Raw genomic sequence first — 25,713 nt, 5'->3', positions numbered from 1 at the left:
AAGTTACTGACCGCTATACGACGATGGACGAATCGTTATACGACGACGAGCACCGACGCGAGCGCGCCGCCGATCAGCAGGATCGTACTGTAGATGGCGACCCGGTTCCGGAAGCCGTCGTTCGTCGACGTCGCCGCTAGCAGTGCCTTGACCACGATGCTCGAGACCGTCGCGAGCAAAATAGCGATCGTCGCCTCGGCGGCACCCAGTTGCCCGCCACGGTAGAGGACGACCGCCGACGTGGTCGCGCCGGCACTCGAGACGAAGCCGCTCGCGACCGCGGTCGCGTAGAAGCCCAGCGTGCCGAACCACGTTTCTGCCAGCGAGCCGAACACGAGGACGACGAGGAAGACGGCCCCGAAGCCGAGCGCGTTTTGCAGCGAAAACGGACTCTCGAGGTCCATCGGACCGGACTCGCTCCAGTCGGCAGTGAGTGCGGCGATGGCGAACGCGAGGACGATGACGGCCCCGAGCGGAACGATCGCCTCGAGGAGGATCTCGGAGCCGCTCCCGGCGGTAAAGCCGACCGCGATCGCGAGGTTTCGCGCGGCCATCGCAGCGTTCGCGAGCAAGATGGCAGCGACGGCGTAGGAGGACGCCTCGGGCCGCTGATTGACGTGATCGAGCATCGTCCCGACGACCGCCGTCGAGGAGGCCAGCCCGCCGAAGAAGCCGGTGATTGCGATCCCGCGACCGCCGTAGGTGGAGACGATCGCGTAGTTGGCGATCCCGATTCCCGCCACGGCCACGACCATCAGCCAGATGACCTGCGGCTCGAGCGGGATCGCCAGCCCGGCGAACTCGACGGTCGTTTCGGCAGGGAGAATCGGGTAGATGACGAACGCGAGGATGGCGAACTCGGTCGTCGAGCGCATCTCCTGATGGGAGAGCCCCCACGCGAACTCGTGGAGCTCTCGCTTCAAGACGAGCAACAGCGACGAGAGGACGGCGACGGTGACTCCCTCGAGAATGAAGCCGACGGTGACCAGCGCGCCGACCCCGTAGGCGACGAGCATCGAGACCGACGTCGTCAGCGAGAGCCCGGCGTCGTCCTCGCTCATGAGACCCTGGATTGCGAGTAACACGCCCTGGACGATCACGAGCACGCCGCCGAGCACCAGAAGGCTCTCCCCGATGACGCCCTCGGTTTCGACGACGAGGACGGTAAAGACGGCGGCGAGCAGGCTGATCAGCGAGAACGTTCGGATCCCGGCGGACTTCTGGGACCACTCGCGTTCGAGCCCGAGAAACATCCCCAGCGCGCCGGCCAGCGCGATCCGAACGACCGTCTCCTCGAGCGGCGCGTCGGCAACCTGCAGCGCGACCTCGTTCACTCCTGATGGTTCACCGTGATCGTATATAAGCGACCTGCCGACTGTGGCACGTGTCAACCGGTGGATCCGACGCCGTGAACCAACGGGGAGCGACGCGGCGACGGTGTCGTCAATCGGACGATCCCAGAACAGACGAGGGACGACAATACGATACTGATGGCTATCTGTTATATCATCGGACGTTTCGGACGGCGATCATGGTAGCGATCGAACGGGGCGACCGCGATACAGCTCGACGTACTGCTATAGCTCGACGTACTGTGTCTCCCACTCGCGGCGGGCTTCGAGTTCGCGGCGACCGCGGCGGGTGAGCGTGTAGAAGTTCGTTCGACGATCTCGGCGGCCCTTTTCGACGAGACCCTTGTCGACGAGGGTGTCGAGATTGGGATAGAGCCGACCGTGATGGATCTCCTTCTCGTAGTACTGTTCGAGTTCATCTTTGATCGCCAGTCCGTGAGGTTCGTCCTCGCCAGCGATGACATAGAGCAAGTCACGCTGAAATCCTGTCAGGTCGTACATTGGGAAAGTACCAATCGTACTTACTGTCGAATTTTAATAAGGCTATCGGGTTGTTACGAGCGAAAGCAGGCTATTACCAGCGAGACGCGTCGTTTCGTGCGAGAGATATCCATAACGCCCGTGACGAATCATCCGATGAATCTCCCATAATTCGGGGTTCATGTTTACAGTACATGCATTTTGTTTCGGTACGATTATACTGCACACAGACGTTGGTATCAGGCTCCAGTGAGTGCGATTAGAACGAAGTTTCGCCACTACGTGCTACGGTATCTGAAACAGGAAAGCAGATCGCGTGACGGAAAAATGTCACGCGATCGCTTGCCGCCCTGAATTGGTCCCCGCTGACGCTTCGGCCCTCCAAGCGAAGCGTCACGTAGAAGATTTTGTTGTGTGTACTTAAATGTAACGACAACGATTGGCATCCTCCCTGCCCTGAATGAGGGGATTTCTCCTCGATTATCCGTCTTTGCGGTCAGATCTCCCGGCTCCGATGCCTTCAGATGTGTTCCTCTTCCAGTACCCAACCCAGCGCCCGTTTATAGTAGGTAAACATCTGTTCGACGCCGTCGTGGCGCATCTCGTCGCTCTCGAGGTGCTCTTTGATGAACTCGTATTGCTCTCGGACTTCTTCTTCGTCGCGCATACCCGTCACTATCGGCCGGCGAGACAAAAAACCGCCACACGTCGTCCGGTGGTATCTCGAGTGGCTCGAGGCGTTCCACAGCGGGTGGGCCGGGTGACCGCACTGTTTCGTCACGAAACCGAGCGTTCCGTTGCGAAACGGTTGCAAACGGGTTGCAGTCAGCGGGAACCGTCGCTCGGTGTGTCGTCAGTCGGGATCCGGAGATCGCTCGAGTGCGTTGTAGCGATCGTCGGCAACCGAATCGAGCGACCGTTGTAATCGATACACGAACCGCGGCGACCGACGGTATCACCGACGCAGAGGGGGATTTCGGCAGCGTTCGTTCGTGGCACTGGTCGACACGACGGGTCGCGACGGGACGGGACACGGTTCCCGCGACAGAGACCAGCGGAAACCGGTTAGTTGCCGGTCCCGTTCGTCTCGTTGTCTCCGGTGTCGGTCTCGTTGCCCGACTCGGATTCGTTGCCGGTCGTGTCGCCCTCGCCGAACGTCAACGTAACTTCCTCGTCGTCGCCGTCGATTTCGACGTCGTCTTCGGTCTCCTCGCCCTCGTTTTCTGCGGTGACGGTGTACTCGCCGTCCTCGAGTTCCTCGAATTCGACCTCGCCGTTCTCGTCGGTCTCGTCTTCCATCGGGAAGCTCTGACCGATGTCCGTCGCACCACCGTCGGTCGTGGTTTCGTTCTCCGATTCGTTACCGGTTCCGCCGTCGGACTCGTTGTCCGATTCGTTGCCGATTCCGCCATCGGACTCGTTGCCGATTCCGTCGGTCGATGTCTCGTTGTCCGATTCGTTACCGGTGGTGCCCTCACCTCCGCCGGTCATCCCGGCTTGCTCGAGGGTGACGGTCGCGCCTTCGACCGGTCCCTGGTCGTTTTCGACGGTCACGGTCAGCGCGTACGTTTCGTCGTCGCCGGTTTCGTCCCCCGACTCGTTCTCGGATCCGTCTTCCGGGTCGTCCTCCGATTCGTTCCCACCGGGACCGCTGTCGGCACAGCCGGCCAGTGCAATCGCACTCGCTGTTCCTGCCGCGGTCACGAACGATCGTCGGGTTAGTCTGTTGCGAGACATAGATCTGGATAGAACGTTCCGGCTGGTTTCGATGTGGTCTGCTCCTGCAGCCCGTTAATACCCCATTGAGAGACGCTATATTGTCGATTACAGTCATCTATATCGGGACCGTCACGGTGCAAACAACAACCGAGATACACGGCGCTCAGGAGCGAGACCGGACGGTCGGCCGGCCGATTGCGAAGCCCAACAGCGAATTATGGTTTAAAACTGCCAATTCGAGCGAACGGCGTCACTGTCTCGTATTCACCGAGTGCCATCTCCGTCGGCTCGAGGCGGACGATCGAGGCCTCGGTCGACGCGGTGATGTCGTCACCGGTTCGGGTTCGGTGACCCTTTTTGTGCGCCGGTCGTAGCGACACGCATGAAAATCCGGGGCGAGCGCGAGTGCACGGAGTGTGAGACTCGCTGGTCGTACTACGAGACCGGCAGCGTGGGCTGTCCTGCCTGCGGGAGTCTGCGCAGCGTCGGGGTCGACGAACGTACCGAACACACCGACATGCAGGTGGCGTTCGATCTCACACCCGTTCGGAACGCGATCGACGAGATCGGAACCGACGACCTCGCCGAGCGGGCCCGAGATCGCTGTCGCGAGTACGTGCGCCGCCGCGGATTCGTCAACGCCGGCACCCTTCGGGAGCTCGACGACACCTATCTCGCCGCGATCGAACTGCTCCACGTCGCCGACATCGTCGCGCGCGAGATTCGCCTCGAGGACCGCGAGGAACTGTACTTCCTCTCGCTGCTCCGAGACGCCGATCAGAGCGAGCGCCCGCCCGCCGAGGACGTCCCGCGATCACTGCGGGCGGCCCGCGGGCTCGCGTACGCGAACGCCGTCCGGGAGTACCGCCGCGACGTCCGGACCTGGGCCGACGACCGGGAACTGACCGCGAGCGAACGGAGCGCGCTCGAGACCCTCGGCGAACACGTCACGCGCATCCGGATGCTCGACGGCGACGTCGATCCGCGGACCGCCGAGCGGCTCGTCGCGGCGACGCGCAACCTAGCGAACGGCCTCCGCGGCGACGAATTCGCGTTCTCGCAGGCACAAGAACGACTGGACGGCCTCGAGTTCGGCTCGATCGACTGATCGGCGGGGAGCGAGCGATCCAGTCGACGACCGGTGAAATCAGAGACGACGAACAGACTGCAGGATGTCGGGGGATTCCAGAAACTCAGGGAAGTTCGACGGCGACGTCTTCCTGCAGGCTCGCGGCTTTGACCGTGTTATAGAGCAACATCGCGCGGGTCATCGGACCCACGCCGCCGGGGACGGGCGTGATCGCGCTCGCCTTCTCCTTGGCGCTCTCGAACTCGACGTCGCCGACGAGTTCGTACCCCTTCTCCGTATCCGCGTCGACCCGGTTGACGCCGACGTCGATGATGACCGTCCCGTCCTCGAGCATCGAGCCGTCGATGAGTTCGGGGACGCCCACCGCCGCGACCACGATGTCCGCACTGCGCGTCTTCGCGGCGAGGTCGTCTGTTCGGGAGTGACAGACCGTCACCGTCGCGTTGCCGTCCTCGGCCTTCTGGATCAACAGATTGGCGAGGGGCTTGCCGACGATGTCCGAGCGGCCGACGATGGTCACGTCTTTTCCCTCGGGATCGATGTTGGCGGACTCGAGCAACTTCTGTACCCCGTGTGGCGTACAGGGCCGGAACCGAGCGTCACCGGCGACCAGTCGGCCGACGTTCTCCGGGTGAAAGCCGTCGACGTCTTTGATTGGGTCGACGCGACGGATCACGTTGCGGTAGTCGACGTGGTCCGGGACGGGTGCCTGGACGATGTAGCCGTGGATGTCGTCGTTGTCGTTGAGATCGGAGATGGTGTCGAACAGTTCCTCTGGCGGCGCGTCGCCGGCGACATCGACGTGGTGGCTCTCGATGCCGACCTCCTCGCAGTCGCGCTGTTTCATGTTCACGTAGGTCTGGCTCGCGGGGTCGTCGCCCATCAGCACGGTCGCCAGCCCCGGCCGCGAACCCGCGTCCGCGAGGGTCTCGATCGCATCGGTCAGATCGTCCCGAATCTCGCTCGCGACGGCGTTGCCGTCGATGATCTCGGTCATTACTCGAGTGGGCGACCGCGAGGCCCATTAATCCCCGGATTCGTGCGCAGAATCGGTCAAGAAACGGAACCAATATACATGTTCGTGTATATATCGGTCTCAGAACCGGTCGTCGAGGAACGCCCTGATCGCGTCGTTGACTGGCCCTGCTTGCTCGAGGTTCGAAGAATGACCCGCCGCCGGAACCCGCTCCATCTCGGCGTCGGGTAGCTCCTCGAGCATCGGCTCGGCCCGCGATGGCGGGAGCGTCGAATCCTCTTCGCCGTGGACGATGAGCGTCGGGACGTCGATCTCCGAGAGTCGATCGGTCAGGTCCTCGCGACCGAGCCACGAGTTGAGCTCGTGGTAGACGGCCTTCCCGGGATAGGTCGCCCAGCGATCGACCCACGTCTCGACGAGGTCGGGGTTCTCCTCGAGCGTCGTCTCGCCGAACAGTTCGGCCGTCGACCCCTCCGCGATCTCGCGGGGCATCGGCTCGAGCACGTCCTCGTAGGGCTCCACGAGCGCGCTGTACTCCGCGCGCTCTTCGTCGGGATGGGGGGTAGCTATCGAGTCGATCAGGACGAGGCCGTCGACGCGCTCCGGGTACTCGAGGGCGAATCGCAGCCCCATGAAGCCGCCCATCGACATGCCGGCGATGACGGCGCTTTCCTCGCCGATTCCGTCGAGCAGCGCGTCGCAGTCGTCGACCAGATCCCACAGGTCGTAGCCCGGCGCGTACCGATCCGTTCGCGCCCGCAGATCGTAGGCGACGGCCCGATACTCGTCTCGCAGAGCCTCGAGTTGGGGCGCGAACATCGTCCGATCCATCAGCGTTCCGTGCGCGAAGACGACGGGTTGGCCCTCGCCAACGTCGGTCGTCAGCGCGTCGGTTCTGGTCCGGTACATCTCCGTGGCCGTCTCGTTTCCCATGCGAACTGCTAACGAGCAGCTCCCTGAAAAGGATACGTCATTCTACTGGACGAACTGTTCTCGTCTCTCTCGCGGAGCCGGTGCAAAAACGCAGCTGCCGATCAGTGTGAACTACTCTCCCTCGAGGCATTCGGCCTGTTCGGCCTGCAGGCTATTACTCGTCGTCGACTGGTTTCGTTCGGATGTAGTATGGCCCCTCCCAGTTCTGGACCCAATCCGGAGCCGTAGCGTGAGATTGTAACTGATTCGCTTCGTACGATTTGTCCGGAAAGACGGTTCCCTCCTCGTCAGTTCCGTCTGCCCACGGCACGACGTACGTCACCGAGTCGCGCTCTTCGGCGGGAGTCAGTTGTTTCTCTGCCCCGTCGTGGACGTGGCCCGGTGAGTCGGCCCATTCCTGCGGATTGAACGTAACGGCTATTTCCGATTGCGTGTTTGTCATAGTAATGCAGCGGGCATCTAATTTGTTCGTGGGAGGCGTATAAAGAGCGAGGAGAATTCCTGAATCGTTAGACGCAGGCGGATGTCGAAAACCCAACCGTTAGCGGTTCATCCCCGGTTCGGCGACGTCCCACTCCGTCGTGTCTCGCGCGTTGGTCACGACCAGCGCGTACTCGTCCACGACCCCCTCGTACTCGGTCGTCTCGGCCGCGTCGATCAACGCTCGAGCCTGTCGGTCGTGTGTCTCTCGGGCGACCGCCAGCGCGTCCGTAGTGACATCGACGCCCTCGGCCTCGAGTTCTGGCCCCAATCGCTCCGTCCAGACGTCCTCGGGCAGCAGGCAGACGGCTCGCTCGTCGACCGACAGCGGCGGGACGCCGGCGACGTGGTCGCCCGTCCCGACGAGGTCGTGGGTCTCGACGGCCTCGAGGATCCCGATCACGTCGGCCTCGGAGCTGTCGTCGGCCTCGGCGAGGGTCGACTCGAGCACGTCGGGATCGATCGGCGCGTCCATCGTCTCCGGACGGGGCGTCGGATCGCCGCGGTCCTCGCGTTCGATGACTTCCTCCGCGACGGGGTCGCTGTCGTCCGCCACGTCCGGCAGCGGTTCGGGGCGGTAGGCTTCCCCATCGTCGAAGCGGATCGGAATTAATCCGATCGTCTCGCCGACCGTGATGGCGTCGAACAGCAGCGGTCGACCTGCGTCGTACACCTCGAGCGCGATCCCCAGCCCCGCGGGCGGCTCGGCGCGCACCAGCGGGTCGGGGACGGGTGCCACGATCTCGCCGTTTTCCTCGCGGAGCTCCCGTGGGTAGGGTGCGTCGGCGGTCGCCGCGTCCTCGATCCCGCTGAAGACGAGCATCGGCTGGTCCTCGTGCTGGTCGACGTCCCAGTCGATCTGATCGCCGCTCGAGGCACCCATGAACTCGGCCACCGGCGTCACCTCGACCGCCAGCTCCGAGGCCGCCGTCTCGTCGGTTTCCCGGAGCTCGAGCAACCGGTCGTCGTCCAGAATGGTTCCGGTCGGACGCGTGGACATTGGCGGCGGTACGGCCAGCCGGATGAAAAAGCGCGTGCCGGCGAGTGACAGGCGACGGGGCACGCGCTCGGAGTCCGAATCGAACACTGAGTCGAAGCGTACGTTCTTGCCGTCCGCGCTCTACGAAACGACCATGGCTTCGAGATCGACGACACGCGATTCGGTGGCCTCCCTCTCGCCGGTCGTCGGTTTCGGTCTCGTCGTCGCGATCACGCTGGCCGCGGTGATCGCTGTCGGTTTACTTGCAGTCGTATTAGTCGGCTAGGAACCACCCGGGATCCCCGAAGTCTGACGCGACCGACTGCTCCGAACGGCCCCCGACCGCGATGGAGACAGACGAACGAGTCGGTGACCGGATCCGACGGAACGCGTCGAGCCGCCCTCGTGTCCGCCGGCTCTTCTATTCGTACAGCGGATTTTCGTCGCACAGCGTCGCGACGTCCGCGCGAACGTCCTCGATAACGGCCTCGTCCTCGGGTTCGTCGACGACGCGAGCGATCAGGTCGCCGACCATGCGGCAGTCCTCCTCGTCGAAACCGCGCGTGGTCAGCGCCGGGGTGCCGGCGCGAATTCCGCTCGGGTTGAACGGCGAGCGGGTCTCGCCGGGAACCGTGTTCCCGTTGAGGACGATGCCGGCGTCCTCGAGCGCTTCTTCGGCGTCGCCGCCGGTGGTATCGGGGTGGCTGTCGCGCAGGTCGACGAGCACGAGGTGGTTGTCGGTGCCCTCCGAGACCAGCGAGAGGCCATTCTCGGAGAGACTCTCGCCGAGCGCTTTCGCGTTCGCGACCGTCTGCTCGGCGTAGTCCTCGAACTCGGGCTCGAGGGCTTCCTTGAAGCCGACAGCCTTGCCGGCGATGTTGTGCATGAGCGGACCGCCCTGCCCGCCGGGGAAGACGGCGGCGTCGATGTCGTCGGCGTACGCCTCGTCGCACATGACGATGCCGCCGCGACCCGAGCGGATGGTCTTGTGGGTCGAGCCGGTGACGAAGTCGGCGATGCCGACCGGCGACGGGTGGACGCCGGCGGCCACGAGACCGGTGATGTGGGCGATATCCGCGAGGTGGAGCGCATCGACGTCGTCGGCGGCGTCCTGAATGCGTTCCCACTCGATCTCGCGGGGGTACGCGGAGTAGCCCGAGACGATGATGTCGGGATCGAACTCGGTGGCGTGCTCGGCGAGGTCGTCGTAGTCGATGTAGCCCGTTTCGGGGTCGACCTCGTACTGCTCGACCTCGTAGAGCTGGCCCGTGAAGTTCGCCGGGTGCCCGTGGCTGAGGTGACCGCCGTGATTGAGATCCAGCGAGAGGATCTTGTCGCCGGGCTCGAGCATTGCAAAGTAGACGGCCTGGTTGGCCTGAGTGCCCGAGTGGGGCTGGACGTTGACGTGTTCCGCGCCGAACAGCTCCGTCGCGCGGTCGATGGCCAACTCCTCGACCTCGTCGGCGAACTCGCAGCCGCCGTAGTAACGCTCGCCGGGATAGCCCTCGGCGTACTTGTTCGTCAGGGCGCTTCCCTGCGCGTCGATGACAGCCTCGCTGGCGTGGTTCTCACTGGCGATCATCTGTAACGTCTCTCGCTGACGGTCTACCTCGCCCTCGAGCGCGTCGGCGACGGCGGGATCGACGTCCCGAACCTGGTCGTGGTCCATGTTCGAAGTGCGGTCTGGCGGCTGTATAAGTGTACCCTTCCCCGGCAAATCGAGCCACTACCGGCGGCCCGCGACACGACGGATCCGAACGGTTATTGGCAATAGTTTGGTACTCGGTGACACCCCGATACAACTAACTTACCGGAGTGACATTCAGCCAACCGAATGATCGAGTGGGCGGTCAACGGCGACACCCTCCACGCCACCGACGCCGACAACGCGGAGCTGACGGTCGACGGATCCGATCTCAGCGTCGATACCGCCGACGTCGATATCCCGCGCCCGGTCGACGAGACGGTCGTCGTGACGACCGACGAACTTCGGTTCCCGCACGCGGTGGTGTACGCGTTCTCGCTTGGTCTCGACGAACAGTACGAACTCGATCCCGCCGGCGAACCGCTCGCGTTGTCGCCCGACGAGTACGTCGTCGATGTCGATACGGAGATCAAAGCGTACCTGCGTTTTTCCGGCGCGGTGCGGATCGAGAAGACCGACGACTACGAGGAGATCGTCGTCTCCTTTCCGAACCGAACCCGCGTTATTCTCGGCTTCCGCTGTCGTCACGAGTTTCCCGCGGGGACGATCACCGTCCCCGACTCCCCGTCGGCCGTCGCCGACGCGATCACGCACATGGCCGCTTCACAGAAGACGGACAATCCAGACCGTTCGTACCCGACGCTTCGGGGCCACCCGTCCCTGATCGAACGCGGCGATACCCTCGAGATTTCCGACTGCATCCGGTCTGACACGCCCGATCACGGGATCGAACTGGTTGTCCCTCCCGACTACGAGTCGCTGTTCGTCACCGCCCCGCTGGCGTACTACCTCCAAGCGACAGTCCGCACGACCGATGACGCGCTCGGCCGCCGAACAGGTTCGGGCACCGTCCGACCGCGTCTCCGACTCGTCGACCACGCGATCGAGACGGAGCTCTCGCCGATGCCCGACCTCGAGCGCGACGTCGAGCGGCTGCTCCGGAAGACGTTCTTTCTCGACTGTCTCGTCCGCAACGCCGGCCCCTACGCGACGACCCTCTCGGAGCTCAGCCTGCTCGAAGCCCTCGAGATCGACGCCGAGACGCTGTACGAGGCGTCGCCACAGGATCGGCTGGCGACCTACCTCGACGTGCCCTACGCGGCGATCAAGCATCGGCTCCCGGAGTGGCACCTCTCGACGTACGTCGCACCCGAGTACCAGAGCGTCGAAACGATCCCGTTCTTGCTCGATCGACTGAGCATGATCTATACCCCCCGGACATCCGAACTCGAGGGGCGAGAGCTGGTCGAACGCTCGCTCGAGGATTTCTATCGGGGCGACAATTCGGACTGCGAGTGGACGAAACGCCGTTACGGATCCGATGCGACCAGAGCGAGCACTGGGCGGGTCGCGTCGGTGGAGATCGTCAAACCCGACCTCCGGAGCGGTCGAACCCACGGCTGGCTCGCCGACGGCGTTCCGATCGACGTCTTCAAATCCGCGCCAGCAGCCTACCGCAACCGCCTCGAGTTCCTCGAGCGAGAGAGTGATTCGACCTCCATCTGCGTCGTCCTCAACGATCCGGAGATGGCCGGCGAACACGACCACGTCGCCGAGATCTATCGACAACGCTCCGAGGAGTTGACGATGGACATCACCGTCGAGGAATCTCTCGAGACGGCCGCCCTCGCCCGCCTCCTCGAGGACGATCACGACTTCGTCCACTACATCGGCCACTGCGAAACCGGCGGGCTGTGCTGTCCGGACGGGACGCTCGCGGCCTCGAGCCTCGATCGCTGTCGCGCGCAAACGTTTTTCCTCAATGCCTGTGGCTCCTTCTACGAGGGGCGAGCACTGATCGAGAAGGGCAGCGTCGCCGGCGCGGTCACGGTCACCAAGGTTCTGAACGACCACGCCGTCAAGGTCGGCTCGACGTTCGCCAAACTGCTGGTCCACGGCTTCAGCATCGAACGGGCGATGGGACTCGCACGCCGGCGTATCATGATGGGCAAGGACTACGCCGTCGTCGGCGACGGCACGCACTCGCTCACGCAAGGCGAACACGAGCCACCGACGACCGTGACGCTCGAGGAACTCGCGGACGAGGGCGACGAGGAGTATCTGCTGGGCGTCGACTGTTACTCGACGCGAGCGACCGGGTCGTACTACTACCCGCACACCGAGACCAACGAGTACGCCTATCTCTGCGGCAACGAATCGACATTCAGGCTGACCGCGTCGGAACTCGTAACGATGCTCAAAGAGACCGAAGCGTCCGTGATATACGACGGAGACATCTACTGGTCGAAAGAGCTGTGGCCCCGGTTCGATCAGTGAGTGATCCTACGGTCCGCCGTACGTACTGACACGTTTCGCCCGCATCGTGACGTTCTGCGACGATCCGTCGGTTTGTAGTCCGGTTCGTGCCCAGTCGGCTAGCTCGCGTGCGATCGACCGCGGTTGGCTGTCTCGAACACCCATACGATATCGTAATAACACGTTCCCGGTATATAATTATTGTTAGAACCCGAATATTTCTTCCCCCGCCCGTACTATCATCTCACTGTCTCGTCCATCGCTGACCGAGTCTCCAACGCTGTAAGTGTCATCGGGATCCTATCGGCGAACTAATGGGTTATGAGACAAAAATTACCGGTTTATGGGGGAGACGAGAAGTTCTGCTGTGCGAACGGCCACCAAAATTAAGTGCTACGGTCCCGATTACTTCTGTATAGGCATGACTTCGAATTTACTCAACCACCAGATTGACGATATCCTCGAGTCGGTTCTCGAGGAGGCAAGCGGCGACGTATACATGGTCAACCCGTCTCGTGAAGCGATCGAAGAGTTCGTTTCCGTCGCGACGGCGTTCGACAGCGACCTGCCGTCGGTACACATGCTCGCCGATGAACGGACACTGAAAGAGATCATGGACGACTTCATCGTCGCCTCGAACGCGGCCGACCTCATCAGCGAGGGCGCGCTCTCGCTGCGGACGCTCGAGCAGGCTCCCGAGAACTCGCTACTTGTCACCGACGACCGCGTCGTCGCCGTCGTCCACGCCGGCGACCGCGTCGGCGGGCTCATCACCGACGACGAGAGCTTCGTCACAGACACCTACGACACCTATGCGGGCCGCTGGGAGGACGCATCCGACTTCAACCTCCGGACGCCCCCGATCACGGACGTCCGCGAAACCCTCGCTGACGAGATCAGTCCGGAAGCCGAGGCCGACTTCGCGTCGATCCTCGACTCGCTCGAGACCGCTCGCGGCGACGGCGACGGCCTCGACGAGGTCACCATTTCGCTGCTCGTTGCGGCCAAGAACGAGGCGCTGCTCTACGACATCAGCAAGTGGGGCGAGGATGTCGGAATCGCCTCCAAGGCGACGTTCTCCCGAACGAAGACCAAGCTCGAGGACATGGGCCTGATCGACACCGAGAAGGTCCCGATCGATGTCGGCCGACCGCGTCTGCGCCTCAAGATCGGCGACGAGCGACTCAGCGAGGCCGACAACGGCCAGCTGGCTACTGTGGCACAGTCCATTCTTAACTAGAACCGAAGTTTTGCTCTGCGGGCGCGGCTTTGCCGCGCCCTCGGCAAAATCTTCAAAAGAGCGCTTCGCGCTCTTTTGGACCTCGCGGAGCTTCGATCCGCTCAGATTCGATTAAAAGCACTCCTCCTTCCGTTCCGACTCGCGTTGCGAGTCTCCACATCAGTCGTCGGCCCGCTCGCTCGTTTCACTCGCTCGCGGTCGTAACGGGAAACGGCCTGCCCTCCCCCGGGTTACGCGATTCTCACTATCGTTCGAACCGCGTTCCCGGCCACCGCGTTTTCTATTCGCTTTGACCGCGAGTTCCATGGCGCAAACCCCAAGTCACCGCCGCGAGAGGGTTCGAGTATGTACGAAGCCGTCTACGCCCACCCCGACGGGAAGAGCACGGTCGCCAGATTCGCAAAAACGGCGGCCGACTACGGCTTCGAAGGCGTGGTCGTGCGCAATCACGCTGACACACCAGCGGCGTACGATCCCGAACGGATCCGTGAGGAGTACGGCATCGACGTGGTCGAGGGGGTCGAGATCCGCGCCGACGATCGACAACAGGCCAGCGGCGCGGTCGGAAATCATCGGACATCTGAAACCATCGTCGCGATCCACGGCGGCACGAACGCGCTGAACCGCTTCGCCGTCGAACAGTCGAAGGTCGACGTGCTCGCGCATCCGATGGCCGGCAACGGGGATGTCAACCACGTGCTCGTGAAGGCCGCCGTCGAGAACGGCGTTCGCCTCGAGTTCGACCTCTCCGGCGTGCTCCGAGAGAGCGGCGGCCGCCGAGTCCGAATCATTCAATCCCTGCGGAAGCTCCGGGAGATCGTCAATCACTACGACGCACCATACGTCGTCAGCGCCGACCCGACCTCACACCTCGAGTTGCGGGCCCCCCGCGAACTGAAAGCGCTCGGCGAGGAGATCGGGTTTGCGCGAGAATTCATCGAGGACGGCCTCGCCGAGTGGGGGCGGCTGGCCGAGCGGAATCGCCACATCAACTCCGAGTCGTTCATTGAGCCGGGGGTCGAACGAGGTAGGTATGAAGAAGACTCTTGAGGAACACGCCGCCCGGTTCGACGAGAAGGCCGGCGAGTACGACGACTCGAAATCCGACGAGTACCGCGCCTGCGCAAACCTCGTCGTGGAACACGCCGCGCCCGAGTCCGACGACATCGTCCTCGACCTCGGGACCGGGACGGGCGCGATCGCACTGGCGCTCGCCCCCGACGCCGACCAGGTCGTCGGTCGCGATATCAGCGAGGAGATGCTGGCCGAAGCCGAGCGGAAGGCCGACGATGATGGTCTCACGAACCTCGAGTTCGACCGTGGAACCTTTCGCGAACCGAACTACGACGGCCAACTCGATCTGGTCACCTCGAACTTCGCCCTGCACCACCTCTCGGACGCCGAAAAGCGCGAGGCGATCGCGGTCATCGCCGACCTCGAACCCCGCAAATTCGTCCTCGGGGACGTGATGTTCTTCGGCGAGTCGGATCCGGACGACCCATTCTACTCGCCCGAAGTCGACGATCCGGCGACGGTTGGAATGCTCGCGGACGCCTTCACAGACGCGGGCTTCTCGCTGACGGCGGTCGAGCGCGTTCACGAGCAGGTCGGTGTGCTGGTCGCCGAGCGGAGTCCGACTGCGGTCGACGCGACGGCCGAAGAGTAACATGAAACACCTTCCGAAACACCTTCGCCCGCGCTGGCGGTATCTCGCTATCGAACTCGAAACGTGGCCGGACGAACGAATCGGCCGTCGGTCACTCCAGCGTGAACTGTGGTATGCGGGCCAGAACCTGCTGGGCGATCCGGGTAGCGCCGACGCCGATCTGAGCGTCGTCAGGTTCGAATTCGGCGACGGAACGGGGAAAGCGATCGTCAAAGTCCGCCGCGGAGAGACCGACCCCGCTCGGGCGGCACTCGCCTGTATCGACGAGATCGACGGCGCTCCCGTCGGAATTCGAGTCTGCGGTATCAGTGGCACGATCCGGGCCGCTGAAGAAAACTATTTAGGACGCGACGGGCAAGAATCCGAAGAGAGAAACGTCGTGTTCGGGAACGAAGAGCGAGTCGCCGTCCTGCGGGACGGCAGTGGGGACGTGCGACTCGATGAGGCGTTCGTGGGCGCGACAGACCTCGATTACGATTTAGTGTGATACTATGCAGGGACAACAACAACAGCAGGCGTACGACCGCGGCATCACGATCTTCTCGCCCGACGGCCGACTCTACCAGGTCGAGTACGCTCGCGAGGCGGTCAAGCGAGGCACAGCCAGTATCGGCGTCCGGACGAACGACGGCGTCGTACTCGCCGTCGACAAACGAGTTCCCTCCCCGCTGCTCGAGGACTCGAGCGTCGAGAAGATCCACAAGGCCGACGACCACGTCGGCATCGCCAGCGCGGGCCACGTCGCCGACGCCCGCCAGCTGATCGACTTCGCCCGCCGCCAGACGCAGGTCAACCAGCTGCGCTACGGCGAGCCCATCGGCGTCGAGACGCTGACCAAGGAAGTCACCGACCACATCCAGCAGTACACCCAGGTCGGCGGCGCTCGACCGTTCGGCGTCGCGCTGATCGTCGGCGGCATCCAGAACGGCGAGCCGCGCCTGTTCGAGACCGATCCGTCGGGGACGCCCTACGAGTGGAAGGCCCTGGCCGTCGGTTCCGACCGCGGCGAACTCCAAACCTACCTCGAGGAGAACTACGATGACGAGGCCGACCTCGACGGCGGTATCCAGCTCGCCCTCGACGCGCTCGCATCGGTCAACGACGGCTCCCTGCTCCCCAGCGAAGTGGGACTGGCGACCATCGACGCCGAAACCGAGTCCTTCGAGCAGTTCGACCAGGACCGGATCGCAGACCACCTCGAGGAGAACGACCTCCTCGATACGGGCGAGGACGACGAGGACGAGCCCGGCGACGAATCTGCCGAGTAATCGAGACGCCGATTTCGGTTTTCGACTCCCGTTTTTCCGACTCACCGGGCTGAGTACGGCCCCCTCGCACCGAATCGCCGATTATCCACGTCTCAGCCGCGCTGAAACGGATCGAACTCGAGATACCATGACGTGATCCGATCGAGATCATCGGTACAGTTCGGGAAACACTCTTTTAATTGGCGGCGGAACTGTCACTCATGATTTCGCTTGACGAGGCCGTGACGGCGCGACTCGAGTCACATGGAGCGCGCTTCGAAGTGCTAGTCGATCCGGACGCAGCGCTGGAGATCAAACGCGACGAGTTCGACGGCGAACTCGAGGACGTAATCGCCGCCGAGGACGTCTTCGAGGACGCTTCCCGCGGCGATCGGCCCGCGGAAAGCGATCTCGAGAAGGTCTTCGAGACGACCGAGCCCCTCGAGATCATCCCCGAAGTGATCAAGCGCGGCGAGATTCAGATTACGGCCGATCAGCGCCGCGAGATGCAAGAACAAAAGCGCAGGCAGCTGATCGACACCATCACGCGCAACGCGGTCAACCCGCAGATGGACAATGCGCCCCATCCGCCCGAACGAATCGAGAACGCCCTCGAGGAGGCCGGCTTCACGGTCGATCCGATGGAGCCCGTCCAAGAGCAGGTCGACGACGCCCTGGACGCACTGCGGCCGGTGATTCCGATCCGATTCGAGGAGGTCACGGTCGCTGTGCAGGTGCCGGCCGACCACGCCGGCAGCGCGCAGGCGAAGATCCGCCAGTTCGGCGACCTCGAGCGCGAAGAGTGGCAAAACGACGGCTCGTGGATCGGCGTGCTGACGTTCCCGGCGGGACTGCAAAACGAGTTCTACGACACCGTCAACGAACACACCAGCGGCAACGCGGAGACGGAGATCGTCAAGGATAAGGACGATCTGAAGACGCGATAATCTGAGGATTTGATAGGGATTCGAGCGGGTTCACAGCGGCCGGCACACGGACTAGCCGCGCTGAAAGCCGATCAGGAATCCACCGGTAAAGCCCGCGCCGATCGACAGCGTCGAGAGGACCGACTGAACCCAGTGAATGTCTGCGCCCTGCGCACGCTCTTGGGTCTTGAGGATGCCGGCCGAAAGCCGATTCCAGTCCACGACGACGATTCCCTGCGACTCGAGGTAGCGAAAGGCCATCAGCTGGACGCCGACGATGACCGCGAGCAGCTTCGCGATCTTTTTCGTGGCGAACCCGATGATACCGCCGATAAGCGCGCCGCCCCCGAACTCGAGGCCGAGTGTCGTTAGATCGAGATCGATCATATCCGCTCCCATTCGAGTCGGTTCCTATGACTGTTGTGGTCGAGCGAATTCCGTCCGTATTCAGTCGGGTGGTTTTGTCGGCCGGTTTCGGTAAATTCGGCAGACACATCATCCGCTGATAGTGTTTCTCGACGACTGAGACGGCCTATCGCCAGACAGGTCCGGAGCATCTGTAACCCATCGTGCTGTTGTGCCGGGATATCGGTACGGCAGACAATCTGAGCGCTCTGTGGCTCGTCGTGGGTCGAGTAGCACGGTCGGTGACCCGCGCAGTGGCGACGAACGAATCGGGTGCCGGCGTTGGGCACTGGATTCAAGACGGTTCGCCGCGTACCAGTCGCTATGAGACGCGTCCGTCCAACAGAGGTGTTCGACCGGCATCGTTAGCGTTATCGACTCACTGCGACGGTGGTCGCCCCGTCGGCGCCAGCGCCGCGTTCGAACGGCGATCCGTCGGATCGATGAGCGACGCAGCTCGAACGAACACGACCGAACGCGCCTGGGGGACGCACACCGTTTCGCATGAACACGATCATCGTCAAACGCGTCGATTCAGGCACCGCCGATACGAGCGAGATCCGCGACCTGGCGCGGGCGGCGGGCTATTCCGTCGTCGGCGAACTCACGCAGTCCCGACGGGCCGACGCGGCTCTCCAGATCGGCGAAGGGAAAGCGGAGGAACTGGCCGAACTGGTCGCGGAGAGCGACGCCACGACCGTCATTTTCGACAACCGGCTCGGCCCCTACCAAATGTACAACCTCGGGCAACTCCTGCCCGACGGCGTCGAAGTCGTCGACCGATTCACGCTGATCCTCGAGATCTTCGGCCAACGCGCCCAGACCCGGAAGGCACAGCTCCAGGTCGAACTGGCGGAGCTCCGGTACGAACTGCCCCGAGCGGAGGCGAAGACGAGCCTCGCCAAGCGCGAGGAACACCCCGGGTTCATGGGGCTGGGCGAGTACGACGAGAGTCGCGAGCGGGACATCAAGTCCCAGATCAGCCGGATCAACGACGAACTCGAGCGGATCGAGCAGACCGAACAGCAGCGCCGGCAGCGCCGTCGCGACTCCGGGTTCGATCTGGTCGCGCTCGCGGGCTACACTAACGCGGGCAAGTCGACCCTGCTGCGCCAGCTCGCGACCGATCTCGAGGTCGAGGAGAACGAGGAGCTCCACCCCGATCTGGACCCGACGGCCGAGTCTCAGGACAAGTTGTTCACGACGCTAGGAACGACGACCCGCCGCGCGGATATCGACCGCCGGGACGTGCTGGTGACCGACACCGTCGGGTTCATCAGCGATCTCCCCCACTGGCTGGTCGAGTCGTTCAAGTCGACGCTGGACTCGGTGTACCGGGCGGATCTGGTCTTGCTCGTCGTCGACGTCAGCGAGCCCATCGACGAGATCCACGAGAAGCTGGTCACCTCCCACGACACCCTCTACGAGCGCAACGAGGCCCCGATCGTGACCGTGCTGAACAAGATCGATCAGGTGACCGACGAGGAACTCGCGGAAAAGCGCAACGCCCTCTCGTCGCTCGCGCCGAACCCGGCGACTGTCAGCGCCAAAGAGGGGCTCAACGTCGACGGCCTGCTCGAGCGGATCGACCGCGAACTGCCGGACTGGGTGGAAGAACGGCTCGTGTTACCGATGACCGAGGACACCATGAGCGTCGTCTCGTGGATCCACGACAACGCGAACGTCGACGATGTCACCTACGGCGACGAGGATGTCGTCGTCTCCTTCGAGGCCCGAGAGGCAATCATTTCACAGGCGCGCTCGCGCGCGAGCGAGCTGCGGACGGCTGCGGCCGAATCGGCATAGATCATCGAGACTCTTCTCTCGACGAAGCTCACAAAACGGGGTTTGTTCAACACTCGTCACTGCTGATTTCCGTTGTCCGTCGTATCGTCGCGTGCGGAATCCGGGAGGACGAATTCACCGCTCTTTGAATCGACAAACTCCTGTCCGAAGAACGCGCGCAGTGCCATCTTGCCGCCAATATACGATCCAGCGATGACGATGCTCAACGCACCAACCAAGATAAGTATTGCTTCCCAGATCATATCCACCGATCGTCCCCTGTCGGTAAAGCCATTACTTGCTTGGTTGATATAAATACTCTTTTTAGCTAATCAAATATATTTCGTAAACCAGACACTGTCGTAACCCCTGCTTATAAATTCTTGATTCGAGTCCCGTAGGATATGGAACGTGTTGCAATCATTGGCGCCTCGATGACCCAGTTCGGGCAACGGGAGGGGGAGTGGATCCAGGACCTCCTCGCGGAGGCGGGAATCGAGTGCCTCGAGGACGCGAGCGTCGAGGCCGACGAAGTCGAACACCTGTACGTCTCGAACATGGCGAGCGGCGAGTTCGAGGGACAGACGGGCGTGCCGAACGCCCTGGCCCACGACCTCGACGCGATGCCGGCGTACACCCAGCGAGTCGACCAGACGAGTTCGAGCGGCGGCGCGGGAATCTTCGCCGCCTGGCAGTCGGTCGCCAGCGGGGCCAGCGACATGACCCTGCTCGTTGGCGGCGAGAAGATGACCCACAAGACGACCGGGGAGGCCACCGACGTCATCGCGTCGCTGACCCACCCCGTCGAGTACAAGACCGGTGTCACGCTGCCGTCGTTCGCGGGTCTCACGGCGCGCCACTACCTCGAGCGCTTCGACGCGCCCCGCGAGAGCCTCGGAAAGGTCGCGGTCAAGAATCACAGGAACGGCGTCGACAATCCTCACGCCCAGTTCCAGAAGGAGGTGGATCTGGAGACGATCCTCGAGTCACCGATCGTGGCCGACCCGCTACGGCTGTACGACTTCTGTCCGATTACGGACGGCTCGGCGGCGCTCATGCTCTGTCCGGAGTCCGTCGCCGACGAATACGCCGACGACTACGTCGTCATCTCGGGGATCGACGGGGCGACGGACACCCACGTCGTCCACGAGCGCGAGGATCCGACCGTGATGGGCGGCGTCGTCGAGAGCGGGAAGGGTGCCTACGAGATGAGCGGCCGCGGCCCCGACGACATCGACGTGGCCGAACTCCACGATATGTTCACCATCCTCGAGTTCCTCCAGATGGAGGGGCTGGGCTTCGCCGAACAGGGCGAGGCCTGGAAACTCGTCGAGGAAGGCTACACCGAGCGAGACACCGGCGAGTTGCCGATCAACACGTCGGGCGGACTCAAGTCGAAGGGGCACCCGCTGGGTGCCAGCGGGGTCGCACAGGGCGTCGAGATTTACGAACAACTCGTCGGCGAGGCCGGCCCGCGACAGGTCGATGCGGACGTCGGGCTCTGCTGTAACGTCGGCGGCTTCGGCAATTGCGTGATCACCACCATCATGGAGGCAGCACAATGACGATGGACGCGACGCGATACGATGACGGTTCGATCAGCTACCCCGGTCACCCGCGCGGCCCGGGCGGAACAGAGCCGGTCGAGACGATCGATCTCAGCGAGTACACCGCGGAGGTCGTGACGTGGACGACAAGCACCGCGACGCCGCCGGGCGTCCGCGAGCCAAACCATCTCGCGATCGTCGAGTTCGATATCGACGGCGAGTCGGTCCGCGCAATCGGTCAGCTAACCACCGGTAACGTCGAAACTGGTGACGAGGTCCAGCCGGTCTACGTCGACGAGCTCCGCGAACCAGGTGCGGGCATCAGAGAGCCCGAGAGCCAAGAGTGGGACGGGTACCGGTTCGAGCCGGTCTAAACGGATCCCGGCTATCCCCGAGCCCAGTACAGCGAATTCAGTTTTCGTCGCTTTCGTCGCTTTCGTCGCTTTCGTCGCTTCCGTTTTCGGTGCCACCAGCCCCGGCACCGGAGCCATCCGCGTCCGATCCGTCGTCATCGTTCTCGCTCGAGTCGTCGCCGTCCTCGCCGTACTGATCTCGCAGCGTCTCGAGTTCGGCGTCGACGTCGACGGCAGTATCGGGTTCGTCGTCGGATGCGCTCGCATCACCGTCGCCGAGGGGTCCGTCCTCGATGTCGATCGTAACCGCGCCGTCGGCGCGCGTTCGATCGAAACCCGCCGGTTCCGCGTCCGAGTCCCGCTCGGTGGCCGCTCGGAGACGACTGTCCACGTCGTCGCGGAGTTCGCGGGCCTCCGTGAGGAGGTCGCTCGCCTCTTCGTTGGCGGGAAGCCCGCCCTCCGAAGCGGCTCGCTGGAGTTCAGTGAGGACGGTATCGAGCTGAGAGAGCGTCGTCCGCCGGAGTTCGTTTGCGCGCTCGCTCGCTGCATCGGCGGTCGCCGACGTTCGGTCTCGAGCCTTCCGCTCGGTTCGGACGACTTGCAGGCTCCGCTGAAACGCCTCGAGCGCACGGACGCTGGTCTCGAGGACTGCGAGCGCGGCGGGGAGGGCTACCTCATCGGTAAACCGGAGGAGCTCTCGCGGCGTCGGCGGCCGCAGTAGCGGCCGGCGGCGTGACCCGTCGAGTTCCGTTCGAAGCGCGTCGATCGTTCGCGTGAGTTCGCGAACGGCGTCGACGAGTTCGTCGTCGTGGTCGGCCATACGTGATCTACGACCGCCGGGCTCAAAAACCGGCCGATCGGTCCGATACGAACCGCGCCGAGGAGCGCGAGTCACTATTCGGATCGCATGTCAGGCACAATTTTTATTGCAGGGCCACCGCTCCGATAGAACGAAATGGAAGACGAGCGAGGTGCTCTCGTGCCGGACAGTGCCACGTTTGCACGGGCCCTCGATGCGCTCAAACGGGACGGGAGCAACATTTTGCTCGTCGGCGAGGAGACGGAAGCGGCACACGAAACGGTCTGCCAGCGATTGTTCGGACCACCGGAGCGCGAGTCCGTGTATCGACTGCAGGTCTCGGGCGAGGGGACTCGAGTCGCGTGCGAGAGTGCGTGCCACGCCCCCGAAGCGAACCGGCTCCGAACGATCGAGTACTCGGGTCTGGCGACCGAAGGAGGAGCGGATTCGACGGTCCGCGGCGGTCCGGAGTCGCCGAGGGAACTCGGGATCGAACTCGTCGAAGCCGTCGACGAGCTCGCCGGCGCCGCCGACGGATTCGAACCGGCCGAACTGCGCGTCTGCGTCGACTCGCTGGTTCCCCTCTGTCGCGAGTACGGGATCGAAACGGTGTTTCGACTGCTTCACCTGACGACATCACGAGTCGATCGGGCTCGTGGAATGGGACACGTTCACGTGCCGCTCGCGCGAGATCACGATGTGGTCTCCCTCATCGAGCCGCTGTTCGACGCCGTCGTTACGGTCCGATCCCGCGACGGGATTGCCGAACAGCGGTGGTCGCTCCGCGATCCGGCGCTGTCCACCGACTGGCTCGAGCTCTCCCATCCCGACTGACGATTGAGTAACTGCCCCCATAGCTGTCGCGCGGTTGGGTGTGTCGTGTCGTTCGGTAGCGACGATACCCTGATGGAACCCTCCGTCGACAGCTGTCAGGATACCGAATAGGTCCGCAATCCTGACGGAGTGTGGGGGGCCGAAAGTGGTCACAGAACGCTGTGTTCGACGCTTTACTAGTGCTCTCTCTCCAGTGCCATCGGTGTTACGGCATAAGGTCTATATATCGAACGACCTATCGGTTCACAGAGTAGCATATATGGTCGAAGCCAACACGCAGCTTCTCGGCGGAGCCGCCGTTACCGTTTTCCTCGCGCTCCTGTTTTTCGGCGTCGTCGTCCTCTGGGACGTGGCCCTCGCTCTGCGAAGCGTCGGCGACAAGATCGACAAGCTCGAGGACAACATCGACGACGATCTGACGGATATCGCTCACCACCTCGACGGAATGTCCAACGCGCGGGGCGGTGGTGGAGGAACGCAACTGCATCTCAGCGGCGGCACGATTAGCTCCGGTCCGGGCCCGAATCAGCCCCAACAGGCACCGCAGGCGGGACCGCAGCAAGCGCCACAGGCCGGACCCCAGCAGGCACCACAGGCCGGCCACCAACAGGGACAACCGACGGCCGATCCGCCGGACGGAGTCGGTCCACAGCCACAGTCCTCTTCCCAGCAGGCCGAACGGCAGTCGGCTGCGGCTCGCCGTGCGGAGGAACCGGACGAGGAGACGGCCTCGAGCGAGAGGGCAGACCCCACCGAATCGCCGGGATCGGACGCGGACGATCCGCAGTCGGACGACCGGGCCGACGGGGCGGCTGACGACGAGCGCTCCGCTGACGAATCGGCAACGGACGCCGACTCCGACGCCGACGACGAACCGTCCGGACACCCGCGAGCCGAGCGTAGTCGCGGTCGGTTCATCACGTCGCCGGATCGAACCGCCTGGTACGCCACGCCACTGGATCGCGAGGCGATCGCGGCGGCCCGGCCGACGATCGCCGGCGCACTCACGGATGGATCTGACGACGGAATCGACGACTCCGACGTGATCGCAGCGGGACCGGTCGGCTCGAGCACGGGGGCCGAGACGCACGTCGCTGCTGGCGAGACAGTACCGAGAGACACGGCCGACGGAGAAACGGACGATGCGGCCGACGGTCGGGAGGCCTCGGACGCGGCGTCCGAGACGGCCGAGCGAGCGGACTCCGAACCGCGCGAATCGGGCGAGGGAGAAGACGGAGATGCGGTCGACGACGAAGCCGATGGGGGGCTCGACACCGTCGCCGAGTCCTCGGACCCACCTGATGACCTCGATTCGCTTTCGTTTGACGATCTGACCGAGGACGCCGACGTCCCAGCGGAGGGAGCGAAACCGGCAGCCGTCGACGACGAATCCGCTGACGCCGAATCCGCTGACGATGAGTTCGCTGACGCCGAATCCGAGATCGCGAACCCGGACGATCCGGATCGCTCCGATGTCCCCGACATCGTCGACGATTCGACCGAGCCCGCGCCGGCGGACGAGGAGCCCTCGCTCGAGGACGACGCGGCGTCCGACTCCGGTGGGGCGGCTGTCACGGAATCCGACGCGGACGGCGCGGCTACCGCGGACGCGCTGTCGCCGTTCGAGTTCGACGAGGACGAATTCGAGGCCGAGGACGTGTCCGTCGAGGACGCCGTCGACACGATGAACGAGAACGCGCCAGCACCGGAGCTCTCGAGCCACCGCTTCGACGTGACGGCCGAGGAAACCGGCGGCGGCGGGGCGATGGTGACGCTCGCGTTCGAGCCCGATACGATCGAAATCGAGGGGTCGACGAAGCGACTCCTGCAGTATCAGCTACAGAGCTTCGCGGACCGGGAGTCGACGCCGGCGGCCGACGTGACGATCGGTCGGGACCGGATCGTCATCGAAATCGCCGACTCCGAGGGCACCGCGATTCAGCGGTGGGGCGAAGCGGCCGTCAGCATCGTCGATCGGACGCTGTACCTCTCGGATAACAGCCCCGACAGCTAGCGAATCGACCGCCGACGGTACCGCGGACGGCGACCGATCCATACGTTTTTCCCTCCCCCGTCCCCCTGAACGGGTGTGCGAATCGAGAACAGCTTCATACCCGTCCGCGGGGTCGGCGAAACCACCGAACGACGCCTCTGGGAGAACGGCGTCACCCACTGGGACGAGTTCGACGGCAGCGTCGTCGGCTCGACGCTCGCCGACCGGATCGAGACCTTCATCGACGAGGGGCGGACCCACCTCGAGCGCGGGGATGTCTCCGTCTTTGCGGAGGCGCTCCCGGCATCGAGTCGCTGGCGGTGCTACGAGAACGTCAGCGCGGAGACCTGCTTTCTGGACATCGAGACGACTGGACTGAGTGCCGACACGAACAACGTGACGACCGTCAGCCTCCACCAGGACGGGGAGACGAAGACGTTCGTCAGGGACCGCGATCTGTCGAGCGACCGCCTCGAGCGCGAACTCACTGACGCCGCCCTGCTCGTCACTTTCAACGGGCAGCGCTTCGACGTTCCGTTCCTCGAGACGTGTTTCGACGTCGACATCGACGTTCCCCACGTCGATCTCATGTATCCCTGCAAAAAGCTGGGGCTCGACGGCGGACTGAAGGCGATCGAACGGGAACTCGGCATCGACCGGGACATGCCGGAGATCAGCGGGCGCGATGCCGTCCGTCTCTGGCACGAGTACGAACGCGGCGACGACGGGGCCCTCGAGACGCTCGTCGAGTACAACCGTGCTGACACCCGCAACATGGAGCCGCTGATGGAAATCGTCGCGGATCGGCTCCACGAGACCGTTTTCGAGGCCGCGATAGCGGACGAGTGAGCGGACGGGTCCAGTCGATCTCCTCGAGCGTTTTTCGTCGGAACCGTGCCGGCCGTACAGTGCGACGGCGACGAGTAGATATATATGGGAATCGTCCCG

General features: G+C 63.7%; 27 protein-coding genes. 15 read left to right on the top strand and 12 right to left on the bottom strand.

Going from position 1 to position 25,713, the window contains the following annotated elements; all coding sequences use genetic code 11:
* Positions 1 to 35: 35 nt before the first annotated feature.
* From CP556_RS00480 to CP556_RS00470, 4 genes are all read right to left on the bottom strand, one after another.
* Entirely contained in the window at positions 36 to 1,334 is a 1,299-nt protein-coding gene (locus CP556_RS00480) for an MgtC/SapB family protein (protein WP_098723820.1), read from the bottom strand.
* Positions 1,335 to 1,577: 243 nt separating this feature from the next.
* On the bottom strand, positions 1,578 to 1,853 hold the full coding sequence (locus tag CP556_RS00475) for a PadR family transcriptional regulator (RefSeq protein WP_098723819.1): 276 nt from the start codon (positions 1,851 to 1,853) through the stop codon (positions 1,578 to 1,580).
* A gap of 499 nt (positions 1,854 to 2,352) precedes the next feature.
* Positions 2,353 to 2,499 carry a hypothetical protein gene (locus tag CP556_RS25690; RefSeq protein WP_176548075.1) on the bottom strand — a complete coding sequence of 49 codons (147 nt, stop codon included), beginning with the start codon at positions 2,497 to 2,499 and terminating at the stop codon, positions 2,353 to 2,355.
* A 398-nt stretch (positions 2,500 to 2,897) separates the two neighbouring features.
* Positions 2,898 to 3,569, bottom strand: coding sequence for a hypothetical protein (locus tag CP556_RS00470; protein WP_098723818.1), 672 nt, complete (start codon positions 3,567 to 3,569; stop codon positions 2,898 to 2,900).
* A 364-nt stretch (positions 3,570 to 3,933) separates the two neighbouring features.
* Between CP556_RS00470 and CP556_RS00465 the strand changes: the two genes are divergently transcribed.
* On the top strand, positions 3,934 to 4,659 hold the full coding sequence (locus CP556_RS00465) for a DUF7117 family protein (protein WP_098723817.1): 726 nt from the start codon (positions 3,934 to 3,936) through the stop codon (positions 4,657 to 4,659).
* Between the two features lie 85 nt (positions 4,660 to 4,744).
* On the opposite strand, the gene CP556_RS00460 is transcribed toward CP556_RS00465, so the two are convergent.
* The 4 genes from CP556_RS00460 to CP556_RS00445 all read right to left on the bottom strand — a co-directional run bounded on the left by CP556_RS00460 (position 4,745) and on the right by CP556_RS00445 (position 8,030).
* Positions 4,745 to 5,638 (bottom strand): bifunctional methylenetetrahydrofolate dehydrogenase/methenyltetrahydrofolate cyclohydrolase, encoded by an 894-nt coding sequence (locus CP556_RS00460; RefSeq protein WP_098723816.1) that lies wholly within the window; start codon positions 5,636 to 5,638, stop codon positions 4,745 to 4,747.
* Between the two features lie 99 nt (positions 5,639 to 5,737).
* Positions 5,738 to 6,550: an alpha/beta fold hydrolase gene (locus CP556_RS00455; RefSeq protein WP_098723815.1), complete on the bottom strand. Its 813-nt coding sequence runs from the start codon at positions 6,548 to 6,550 to the stop codon at positions 5,738 to 5,740.
* A gap of 154 nt (positions 6,551 to 6,704) precedes the next feature.
* Positions 6,705 to 6,992, bottom strand: coding sequence for a hypothetical protein (locus tag CP556_RS00450; protein ID WP_098723814.1), 288 nt, complete (start codon positions 6,990 to 6,992; stop codon positions 6,705 to 6,707).
* Positions 6,993 to 7,091: 99 nt separating this feature from the next.
* Entirely contained in the window at positions 7,092 to 8,030 is a 939-nt protein-coding gene (locus CP556_RS00445) for a hypothetical protein (protein ID WP_098723813.1), read from the bottom strand.
* 133 nt (positions 8,031 to 8,163) lie between these two features.
* Between CP556_RS00445 and CP556_RS26495 the strand changes: the two genes are divergently transcribed.
* Positions 8,164 to 8,295, top strand: coding sequence for a hypothetical protein (locus tag CP556_RS26495; RefSeq protein WP_255291378.1), 132 nt, complete (start codon positions 8,164 to 8,166; stop codon positions 8,293 to 8,295).
* A 135-nt stretch (positions 8,296 to 8,430) separates the two neighbouring features.
* Here the strand turns inward: CP556_RS26495 and glyA are convergent, their stop codons facing one another.
* Complete coding sequence (glyA, locus tag CP556_RS00435) at positions 8,431 to 9,678, bottom strand: serine hydroxymethyltransferase (RefSeq protein WP_098723811.1); 1,248 nt, start codon at positions 9,676 to 9,678, stop codon at positions 8,431 to 8,433.
* Positions 9,679 to 9,843: 165 nt separating this feature from the next.
* Here glyA and CP556_RS00430 point away from each other — a divergent pair, with 165 nt between their 5' ends.
* From CP556_RS00430 to CP556_RS00400, 7 genes are all read left to right on the top strand, one after another.
* Positions 9,844 to 11,991 (top strand): hypothetical protein, encoded by a 2,148-nt coding sequence (locus tag CP556_RS00430; protein WP_098723810.1) that lies wholly within the window; start codon positions 9,844 to 9,846, stop codon positions 11,989 to 11,991.
* A 400-nt stretch (positions 11,992 to 12,391) separates the two neighbouring features.
* Positions 12,392 to 13,210, top strand: coding sequence for a transcriptional regulator TbsP (gene tbsP, locus CP556_RS00425; protein ID WP_098723809.1), 819 nt, complete (start codon positions 12,392 to 12,394; stop codon positions 13,208 to 13,210).
* 345 nt (positions 13,211 to 13,555) lie between these two features.
* A complete protein-coding gene (locus CP556_RS00420) occupies positions 13,556 to 14,260 on the top strand; it encodes an RNase P subunit p30 family protein (RefSeq protein WP_098723808.1) in 705 nt (234 codons plus the stop codon).
* Positions 14,244 to 14,876 (top strand): class I SAM-dependent methyltransferase, encoded by a 633-nt coding sequence (locus CP556_RS00415; protein ID WP_098723807.1) that lies wholly within the window; start codon positions 14,244 to 14,246, stop codon positions 14,874 to 14,876. The genes CP556_RS00420 and CP556_RS00415 overlap by 17 nt, the downstream gene beginning before the upstream one ends.
* Position 14,877: 1 nt before the next feature.
* Positions 14,878 to 15,363: an Rpp14/Pop5 family protein gene (locus tag CP556_RS00410; protein ID WP_098723806.1), complete on the top strand. Its 486-nt coding sequence runs from the start codon at positions 14,878 to 14,880 to the stop codon at positions 15,361 to 15,363.
* 4 nt (positions 15,364 to 15,367) lie between these two features.
* Entirely contained in the window at positions 15,368 to 16,144 is a 777-nt protein-coding gene (gene psmA / locus CP556_RS00405) for an archaeal proteasome endopeptidase complex subunit alpha (protein WP_098723805.1), read from the top strand.
* 200 nt (positions 16,145 to 16,344) lie between these two features.
* Positions 16,345 to 17,070: a ribosome assembly factor SBDS gene (locus tag CP556_RS00400; protein ID WP_098727228.1), complete on the top strand. Its 726-nt coding sequence runs from the start codon at positions 16,345 to 16,347 to the stop codon at positions 17,068 to 17,070.
* Between the two features lie 51 nt (positions 17,071 to 17,121).
* On the opposite strand, the gene CP556_RS00395 is transcribed toward CP556_RS00400, so the two are convergent.
* Positions 17,122 to 17,436, bottom strand: a complete 315-nt coding sequence (locus CP556_RS00395) for an FUN14 domain-containing protein (RefSeq protein WP_098727227.1) — start codon at positions 17,434 to 17,436, stop codon at positions 17,122 to 17,124.
* A 522-nt stretch (positions 17,437 to 17,958) separates the two neighbouring features.
* On the opposite strand from CP556_RS00395, the gene hflX reads away from it, so the two are divergent.
* Positions 17,959 to 19,260, top strand: a complete 1,302-nt coding sequence (gene hflX / locus CP556_RS00390; RefSeq protein WP_098723804.1) for a GTPase HflX — start codon at positions 17,959 to 17,961, stop codon at positions 19,258 to 19,260.
* Positions 19,261 to 19,316: 56 nt separating this feature from the next.
* Here the strand turns inward: hflX and CP556_RS00385 are convergent, their stop codons facing one another.
* Entirely contained in the window at positions 19,317 to 19,502 is a 186-nt protein-coding gene (locus CP556_RS00385; RefSeq protein ID WP_098723803.1) for a hypothetical protein, read from the bottom strand.
* A gap of 141 nt (positions 19,503 to 19,643) precedes the next feature.
* Here CP556_RS00385 and CP556_RS00380 point away from each other — a divergent pair, with 141 nt between their 5' ends.
* A complete protein-coding gene (locus CP556_RS00380) occupies positions 19,644 to 20,804 on the top strand; it encodes a thiolase family protein (protein ID WP_098723802.1) in 1,161 nt (386 codons plus the stop codon).
* Complete coding sequence (locus CP556_RS00375) at positions 20,801 to 21,160, top strand: nucleic acid-binding protein (protein WP_098723801.1); 360 nt, start codon at positions 20,801 to 20,803, stop codon at positions 21,158 to 21,160. The genes CP556_RS00380 and CP556_RS00375 overlap by 4 nt, the downstream gene beginning before the upstream one ends.
* A gap of 37 nt (positions 21,161 to 21,197) precedes the next feature.
* On the opposite strand, the gene CP556_RS00370 is transcribed toward CP556_RS00375, so the two are convergent.
* Positions 21,198 to 21,959, bottom strand: coding sequence for a DUF7547 family protein (locus CP556_RS00370; RefSeq protein WP_098723800.1), 762 nt, complete (start codon positions 21,957 to 21,959; stop codon positions 21,198 to 21,200).
* A 135-nt stretch (positions 21,960 to 22,094) separates the two neighbouring features.
* Here CP556_RS00370 and CP556_RS00365 point away from each other — a divergent pair, with 135 nt between their 5' ends.
* The 3 genes from CP556_RS00365 (at position 22,095) to CP556_RS00355 (ending at position 25,614) form a co-directional block, all read left to right on the top strand.
* Positions 22,095 to 22,772 (top strand): DUF7504 family protein, encoded by a 678-nt coding sequence (locus tag CP556_RS00365; RefSeq protein ID WP_098723799.1) that lies wholly within the window; start codon positions 22,095 to 22,097, stop codon positions 22,770 to 22,772.
* A 259-nt stretch (positions 22,773 to 23,031) separates the two neighbouring features.
* A complete protein-coding gene (locus CP556_RS00360) occupies positions 23,032 to 24,786 on the top strand; it encodes a prolipoprotein diacylglyceryl transferase (RefSeq protein ID WP_098723798.1) in 1,755 nt (584 codons plus the stop codon).
* Positions 24,787 to 24,861: 75 nt separating this feature from the next.
* Positions 24,862 to 25,614 carry a ribonuclease H-like domain-containing protein gene (locus CP556_RS00355; protein ID WP_098723797.1) on the top strand — a complete coding sequence of 251 codons (753 nt, stop codon included), beginning with the start codon at positions 24,862 to 24,864 and terminating at the stop codon, positions 25,612 to 25,614.
* Positions 25,615 to 25,713: the final 99 nt, after the last annotated feature.

The organism is Natrinema sp. CBA1119 (genome assembly GCF_002572525.1).
In the GTDB taxonomy this organism is placed as follows: Archaea; Halobacteriota; Halobacteria; order Halobacteriales; family Natrialbaceae; genus Natrinema.
The sequence above is the reverse complement of the archived record's forward strand: the minus strand, read 5'-3'. Positions and strand labels throughout refer to the sequence as shown.

Coding starts and splice junctions, on each gene's coding strand:
- CP556_RS00475 (WP_098723819.1), bottom strand. CDS start 1,853: ATGTACGACCTGACAGGATTTCAGCGTGACTTGCTCTATGTCATCGCT.
- CP556_RS25690 (WP_176548075.1), bottom strand. CDS start 2,499: ATGCGCGACGAAGAAGAAGTCCGAGAGCAATACGAGTTCATCAAAGAG.
- CP556_RS00470 (WP_098723818.1), bottom strand. CDS start 3,569: ATGTCTCGCAACAGACTAACCCGACGATCGTTCGTGACCGCGGCAGGA.
- CP556_RS00465 (WP_098723817.1), top strand. CDS start 3,934: ATGAAAATCCGGGGCGAGCGCGAGTGCACGGAGTGTGAGACTCGCTGG.
- CP556_RS00460 (WP_098723816.1), bottom strand. CDS start 5,638: ATGACCGAGATCATCGACGGCAACGCCGTCGCGAGCGAGATTCGGGAC.
- CP556_RS00455 (WP_098723815.1), bottom strand. CDS start 6,550: ATGGGAAACGAGACGGCCACGGAGATGTACCGGACCAGAACCGACGCG.
- CP556_RS00450 (WP_098723814.1), bottom strand. CDS start 6,992: ATGACAAACACGCAATCGGAAATAGCCGTTACGTTCAATCCGCAGGAA.
- CP556_RS00445 (WP_098723813.1), bottom strand. CDS start 8,030: ATGTCCACGCGTCCGACCGGAACCATTCTGGACGACGACCGGTTGCTC.
- CP556_RS26495 (WP_255291378.1), top strand. CDS start 8,164: ATGGCTTCGAGATCGACGACACGCGATTCGGTGGCCTCCCTCTCGCCG.
- glyA (WP_098723811.1), bottom strand. CDS start 9,678: ATGGACCACGACCAGGTTCGGGACGTCGATCCCGCCGTCGCCGACGCG.
- CP556_RS00430 (WP_098723810.1), top strand. CDS start 9,844: ATGATCGAGTGGGCGGTCAACGGCGACACCCTCCACGCCACCGACGCC.
- tbsP (WP_098723809.1), top strand. CDS start 12,392: ATGACTTCGAATTTACTCAACCACCAGATTGACGATATCCTCGAGTCG.
- CP556_RS00420 (WP_098723808.1), top strand. CDS start 13,556: ATGTACGAAGCCGTCTACGCCCACCCCGACGGGAAGAGCACGGTCGCC.
- CP556_RS00415 (WP_098723807.1), top strand. CDS start 14,244: ATGAAGAAGACTCTTGAGGAACACGCCGCCCGGTTCGACGAGAAGGCC.
- CP556_RS00410 (WP_098723806.1), top strand. CDS start 14,878: ATGAAACACCTTCCGAAACACCTTCGCCCGCGCTGGCGGTATCTCGCT.
- psmA (WP_098723805.1), top strand. CDS start 15,368: ATGCAGGGACAACAACAACAGCAGGCGTACGACCGCGGCATCACGATC.
- CP556_RS00400 (WP_098727228.1), top strand. CDS start 16,345: ATGATTTCGCTTGACGAGGCCGTGACGGCGCGACTCGAGTCACATGGA.
- CP556_RS00395 (WP_098727227.1), bottom strand. CDS start 17,436: ATGATCGATCTCGATCTAACGACACTCGGCCTCGAGTTCGGGGGCGGC.
- hflX (WP_098723804.1), top strand. CDS start 17,959: ATGAACACGATCATCGTCAAACGCGTCGATTCAGGCACCGCCGATACG.
- CP556_RS00385 (WP_098723803.1), bottom strand. CDS start 19,502: ATGATCTGGGAAGCAATACTTATCTTGGTTGGTGCGTTGAGCATCGTC.
- CP556_RS00380 (WP_098723802.1), top strand. CDS start 19,644: ATGGAACGTGTTGCAATCATTGGCGCCTCGATGACCCAGTTCGGGCAA.
- CP556_RS00375 (WP_098723801.1), top strand. CDS start 20,801: ATGACGATGGACGCGACGCGATACGATGACGGTTCGATCAGCTACCCC.
- CP556_RS00370 (WP_098723800.1), bottom strand. CDS start 21,959: ATGGCCGACCACGACGACGAACTCGTCGACGCCGTTCGCGAACTCACG.
- CP556_RS00365 (WP_098723799.1), top strand. CDS start 22,095: ATGGAAGACGAGCGAGGTGCTCTCGTGCCGGACAGTGCCACGTTTGCA.
- CP556_RS00360 (WP_098723798.1), top strand. CDS start 23,032: ATGGTCGAAGCCAACACGCAGCTTCTCGGCGGAGCCGCCGTTACCGTT.